This is a genomic window from Zongyangia sp. (assembly GCF_965361945.1).
This window is the reverse complement of sequence record NZ_CBDTOK010000043.1, coordinates 1-5,724: the sequence shown is the minus strand read 5'-3', so window position 1 is coordinate 5,724 and position 5,724 is coordinate 1. Positions and strand designations below refer to the sequence as shown.

5 protein-coding genes are annotated in these 5,724 nt (G+C 53.7%); 3 read left to right on the top strand and 2 right to left on the bottom strand.

Features of this window, described 5'->3' with window-relative positions:
* Positions 1–330 (top strand): NAD(P)/FAD-dependent oxidoreductase (locus ACZ25G_RS02800; protein WP_463681465.1); only part of this gene is annotated, 330 nt, incomplete at its 5' end.
* Positions 331–456: 126 nt separating this feature from the next.
* On the opposite strand, the gene ACZ25G_RS02795 is transcribed toward ACZ25G_RS02800, so the two are convergent.
* Entirely contained in the window at positions 457–2,223 is a 1,767-nt protein-coding gene (locus ACZ25G_RS02795; RefSeq protein WP_342680590.1) for an L-fucose isomerase, read from the bottom strand.
* A 239-nt stretch (positions 2,224–2,462) separates the two neighbouring features.
* Positions 2,463–3,155, bottom strand: coding sequence for a hypothetical protein (locus tag ACZ25G_RS02790; protein WP_463681464.1), 693 nt, complete (start codon positions 3,153–3,155; stop codon positions 2,463–2,465).
* A 311-nt stretch (positions 3,156–3,466) separates the two neighbouring features.
* Here ACZ25G_RS02790 and ACZ25G_RS02785 point away from each other — a divergent pair, with 311 nt between their 5' ends.
* Positions 3,467–4,450 (top strand): carbohydrate kinase family protein, encoded by a 984-nt coding sequence (locus tag ACZ25G_RS02785; RefSeq protein ID WP_342680588.1) that lies wholly within the window; start codon positions 3,467–3,469, stop codon positions 4,448–4,450.
* 65 nt (positions 4,451–4,515) lie between these two features.
* The gene (locus ACZ25G_RS02780) at positions 4,516–5,487 is read left to right on the top strand and encodes a carbohydrate kinase family protein (protein WP_463681463.1); all 972 of its coding nucleotides are present in this window, start codon (positions 4,516–4,518) and stop codon (positions 5,485–5,487) included.
* Positions 5,488–5,724 lie beyond the last annotated feature (237 nt).

Below are 5,724 nucleotides of genomic sequence, written 5' to 3'. Positions count from 1 at the left end.
GTGGTGCAGCAGATCCAGGGAGAAAATACGGTGGAATCGGTGGAGATAAAAAATAAAAAGACAGGAGAAAGTTCTGTCATCCCCTGCCAAGGCATCTTTATCGCCGTGGGACTGGTGGCGAAAAACCAGCTGTTTTCCCCGGCAGTGGCTGTGGATGAAGGCGGTTACATCAAAGCGGGGGAGGACTGCAAAACCAACATCCCCGGTGTGTTTGCCGCCGGAGATACCCGAACCAAGTCGGTGCGGCAGCTGGTGACGGCGGCGGCGGACGGGGCCGTGGCGGCGGTGGAGGCCGCAAACTATATTGGGGAGGTCCCCGCTGTCCGGTAACATCCGATCACATCACATAAAAAGGGGCGGACCTAGAAGGTCCACCCCTTTTGTTCATGACAGCTATCCCTGCCGCTCCCAGCAAAAAAGCGGCGTGTTAAAAACACGCCGCTTTTCGTTGTAACCTTATTTGTAAAGAGGGCCGTAGGTGCTGCAGGCTCTGTAATCGGCAGACTCCAGATCCTGGGTGCCGAAAGCGCTCCAGGCATGGGGCCGGAAAATCTTCTCCCGGGGCACGTTGTGCAGCGCCACCGGAATCCGCAGCATGGAAGCCAGGGTGATCAGGTCGGCGCCCACATGGCCGTAGGTGAGGGAGCCGTGGTTTGCGCCCCAGTTGGCCATCACGGAATAGACGTCGGTAAAGGCGCCTTCGCCGGTGAGTCGGGGAGCGAACCAGGTGGTGGGCCAGGTGGGATCGGTCCGTTTGTCCAGGATATTGTGTACTTCGTCGGGCAGGGTGACGGTGTAGCCCTCAGCGATCTGGAGCACCGGGCCTAATCCGTCGATAAGATTGAGACGCATCATGGTGACAGGCATCTCCGCGCTGGTCTTAAAGTGGGAGGAGAAACCGCCTCCACGGAAGTAGCCCAGGCTGGCCGGGCACCAATCGGTGGCTTCCAGACAGGCGTCTGCATCGGCCTGGGTCATCTCCCACCAGGGCTTCATGACAGGGTTGCCGCCGGCGTCTTTAGATTTGCCGGTAGCATCCAGCGCCGCTGCGCCGGAGTTGATGAGATGGATAAAGCCGTTTTCCGCCCGGCCCTCCGGCTGCCAGCCGGTGACCCGCTTCACAGCGTCAGGGCTCCAATAGGTGCGCACATCGGCAAAGATGGAAGCGCAGCCGGTGAGCAGATGGCCGAAGAGCATGGAGGTGGCGTTGAGGGTATCGTTTTCGGTGGCGAAGATGGTGGGCTGCTTGATTCCGTTCCAGTCAAAGGTGGTGTTGAGCATAGCCTCGGTAAAGTCGCCGTTGGGCTGCCAGTCGGACCACATCCGCTGGCCCTGGAAACCACCCAGCAGACCGTTGCGGCCCAAACTTTCCTCATACCAACCCATATCATACAGCTTGGGATTGCCGTGGAAAATGTCCCGGCAGATGAGGGTCATCTTGACCACAAACTCCCACTCTTCGTCTTTCTGCTGCCGGGAGTGCTGTACCTCAGGAGCGTTGTTGTCAAAGCCCTCCTTGCAGTGCTCTTTGACCCACTTCAGTGCCTTTTCGTATTCTTCGTGGTCGTAGATCCCCAACTTTACCCGGCGGGAAACTTCACTCATATCCACCCATTCCGGACGGATGCCCAGATACTTCTGGAAGAAAGCGGGGTCGCAGAAAGCGCCCATAATACCCATAGAAACAGAACCCAGGTTGATGTAGGATTTGCCCCGCATTTCGCCGACGGCAATGGCGCCTTTGGCAAAGCGGATGATCTTTTCCTTTACATCCTCGGGGATGGAATTATCCTCAATGTCCTGGACATCATGGCCATAGATGGAAAAGGCGGGAAGGCCGCGCTGGTTATGAGCGGCCATGACACAGGCCAGATAGACGGCGCCGGGGCGCTCAGTCCCGTTAAAGCCCCAGACAGCCTTAATGGTCAGGGGATCGGTATCCATGGTCTCGGAGCCGTAGCACCAGCAGGGGGTGACGGACAGGGTAGCGCACACGTTGTTGACGGCAAATTTTTCGGCGCAGAGAGCAGCCTCTTTACAGCCGCCAATGGTGGTGTCCGCAATGACGCATTCCACTGGAGTGCCGTCAGCATAACGGCAGTTTTCACTGATCAAAGCGGCAGCGGCATGGGCCATTGCCATTGTCTTTTCCTCTAGGGATTCCCGGACGCCCAATCTTCGTCCGTCGATGATGGGCCGGATGCCAATTTTTGGATTTGCCATAGAGATTACCCCTTTCATTTTTGTCTGTCCGTTTCTGATATCCTTAAAAGCGTAAGAACACAGCATGTACCTTCATTATAAAGGAAATAGGCCCCGATAACAATCAGGAAACTGTGAAATTTCTCCCCTAATTTCTTGGTGATTTCTTACATGATTTCACTGGGATAAGAGAGAAAAATCAGGAGAAAACCATAAAATTGGGAGGATAGTTTCTACCGGAAAAGGCAAACGCCCAGTGTTTACTGGGCGTTTGCATCGTCTGATACAATGGGAAACATGATATCGCTTTCCAGGGAGTTTAAGTTGGGAAGATCCGGCAGAAGTTCCCGCATCTTTGCCGCAAGGCCGGTTAGCTCATTGTAGGCGTCTTGGTATTCCTGGCCAAATTCATCATCCAAATCTTCAGGATGGAGGGCCAGCTCCGAGAGGATATCCAGCTGCGCTTTCATCCCCAGCAACTGTTCATGGATTTGTTCCTGATTCTGTCCTGGACTGGGCAGGTCGGACAGGGCATCCTCCGCCTCCTCCACCGCCGATTGGATGCGCTGGAGATATCCAGAAGCTTCCACCTCGTCTGCAAGGCTGTCCACAATGGCTTGGGTGTCCAAACCTTCCCCTTGGGCTAGATCCCAGGTCTGGGCATAGATCTTACAGATGGAAGAGGAAAGAAGCCCCGCCCGATAGGTGGATTCATAGGCGGTAGGGATTTGCTGGATATAGCCGGCCTCATCCTCGCTATTGTTGTGAAAGAGGATGAGGCAGCTAACGAGGACAAAGGCCACAACCACGGCGAGGACCGCCACGATGGTGATGACCTGTTTCTGCTCTGAGGAACGGGGGGCGCGGGAAGGGCTGCCCGGAGGGGGAGAACTAGGTGCGGGAGAGGGCTCCTGCATAAAATCGGTATAGGATTGCTTCGGTTGCTGCTCCATAAAAAGGCCTCCTTAGGCCGCAGATAGCGGTGTGATTACCTACATTATAGCATAGATTTGGCGTTTTCAGAAAAATAGTGGGAAAATACATAAAATATTAAGATTTGGAGGGGTTGTAAAGACTGTTTTAGTATTTTCCCTAATTTTGTCGGTAAATGTTTGTGCTAAAAGTCAAAAATTTTTGGAAGTCATGAAAAGAAATGAACCCTTATTGACAAAAAAATGAGGATATCTTATGATAGAACTGTTTAAGTACACATAGTTGCTTTTACATTATATAAGCGCCTAAAAATAAGAAAAGGATGGTACTTATGGCATTGGATATTGTTACAATTGGATTGGCTTGCAGCGACGTGCTGCTCAAACCCATGGTGCGGGAACTGTTTGACAGGGACGCCATCACCTTGGATTCTATTATGTCCCATTCGGGAGGCGACGCGGTGAATACCGCCATCGACTGCCAGAAAATGGGGCTGGAGGCTGGCGTTGTCTGTAAGGTGGGAACCGATACCTTCGCGAACCCCATCTGGGCCAACCTGAAGGACGCCGGAGTCAATACCCAGGGCGTGGTGGAGGATCCCAGCGTGGCCACCTCTGTTTCCATCGTCTGCATCGAGCCGGACGGCCAGCGGCATTTCGCCGTTAACCAGGAGGCCAACAACTCCCTGTGCTATGAAGACGTCAACGTCGACTTTATTAAAAATTCCGGCGCCAAGATCCTCCAATACGGCAGCGCTGTTTCCTGCCCCAAAATGGATGAGGGCATTGGCAAGCTCTTCGCCGAGTGCCAGGAAGCCGGTATGCTCACCTCCTGCGACATGTCCTGCGCCGACGATATGGTGGAGGCAATGAAAATCCTGGAGCCCATGTTCCAGCATCTTGATATCTTCCTGCCCAGTATGTATGAAGTCACCGCCCTGACCGGCAAACAGACCTGCGAAGAGATTGAAGAATTCTTCCGTCCCTACGGCCTGAAGATGATGGCTATTAAACTGGGCGGAGACGGCTGCTTTGTCACCGACTTTAAAAAGCACAGATATATCCGCACCTTTGAAAATGCCCCGGTCATTGATACCACCGGCTGCGGCGATTCCTTTGTGGCTGGCTTCCTGACCGGCGTCATCAAGGGCTGGGATGTAGAGGAGTGCGCTGTTTACGGCAATGCGGTAGGTTCCTGCAACTGCCAGAAGATCGGCGCCAACACCGGTGTGCGTTCCTTTGAGGAGACCATGCAGTTTATCCGGGAGAACATCGAATATGTGCCGGAAGATCTCCGGGGGAGATTTGTCAAATAACACCGCTGGAAGAAGTAAAGCCGGTTTGGCCCCTATGGGGCGGCCAGAGTGAAAGGAACAGATTTATGGATATTGTAACTGTAGGAAACGCCGTATGCGATATGGCGCTCAAACCTGTGACCAAAGATTTTATGGAAAGGGACTCTATCCGCATCAGCAGCGTGCAGAACACCTCCGGCGGCGACGCCCTTAACTGCGCCATTGACTGCTCCAAGCTGGGGCTGGATACCGGCATCTGCGCCATGATCGGCCAGGACATGTTCGGCGGCGTGGTGAAGAACAACGCTGTGCAAAACGGGGTGGATGTGAGCCGGATAGTGGAATCTGCCGAACACATGACCAACATCTCCTTTGTCTGCATTGAGGAGAGCGGCGACCGCCATTTCTTGGTGACCATCGGCGCCAACGACGAGTTTGGCTACAAGGACATCGACATGGAATATGTCAAACAAGCCAAGGTGGTACAAATCGGTTCCGCGAACGGTATCCCCAAGCTGGACGGCCCCGACCTGGGCCGCTTCCTCAAGGAGTGCCAGGAGGCCGGCTGCATCACCTCTATGGACGTCACCGGCGGCCTGGACGGCAAGGTGTATATGACCGCCATTGAGGATGCCCTCCACTATACCGATATCTTCCTCCCCAGCATGTATGAGGCAACCCAGCTGACCGGCAAGGAAACCTGTGAGGAGATCGAGGAATTCTTCCGTCCCTATGGGCTGAAAATGCTGGTTATCAAACTGGGCGGCGACGGGGTCTACGTTACCGATTTTGCCAAGAGGAGATACATTCGGACCTTTGAGGACGCCCCGGTTATCGATACCACCGGCTGCGGCGACAGCTTCTGCGCCGGCTTCCTCACCGGCATTGTCAAGGGCTGGAGCATGGAGGAATGCGCCGTCTTCGGCAACGCGGTGGGTTCCTGTAACTGCCAGGTCATCGGCGCTACCCTGGGCGTGAGAACCTTTGATGAAACCATCCAGTTTATTCGGGAAAACATTCAGCATGTTCCCGAGGATCTGCGGGCCAGATTCCTGTAAAAATGAAAAAGCAAAGCGGGACGCATTTGCGTCCCGCTTTTTTTGGCCCGCACGGGTTGGACAGATGTTGCCAAAGAGATGGGAAAGGGTGGGTTTCTTTGGAGGGAAACTTGTTCTTTTGGTAGGAAATCTCCGTGATTTTCGTGGAATTTCACAAAAAATAGGGAATTTTTTTTGGGAAATCAAACGCTTATTGACAAGAAAATAAAAATGTCCTATCATATAGTTGTTCGTTTA

Coding starts and splice junctions, on each gene's coding strand:
- ACZ25G_RS02785 (WP_342680588.1), top strand. CDS start 3,467: ATGGCATTGGATATTGTTACAATTGGATTGGCTTGCAGCGACGTGCTG.
- ACZ25G_RS02795 (WP_342680590.1), bottom strand. CDS start 2,223: ATGGCAAATCCAAAAATTGGCATCCGGCCCATCATCGACGGACGAAGA.
- ACZ25G_RS02780 (WP_463681463.1), top strand. CDS start 4,516: ATGGATATTGTAACTGTAGGAAACGCCGTATGCGATATGGCGCTCAAA.
- ACZ25G_RS02790 (WP_463681464.1), bottom strand. CDS start 3,155: ATGGAGCAGCAACCGAAGCAATCCTATACCGATTTTATGCAGGAGCCC.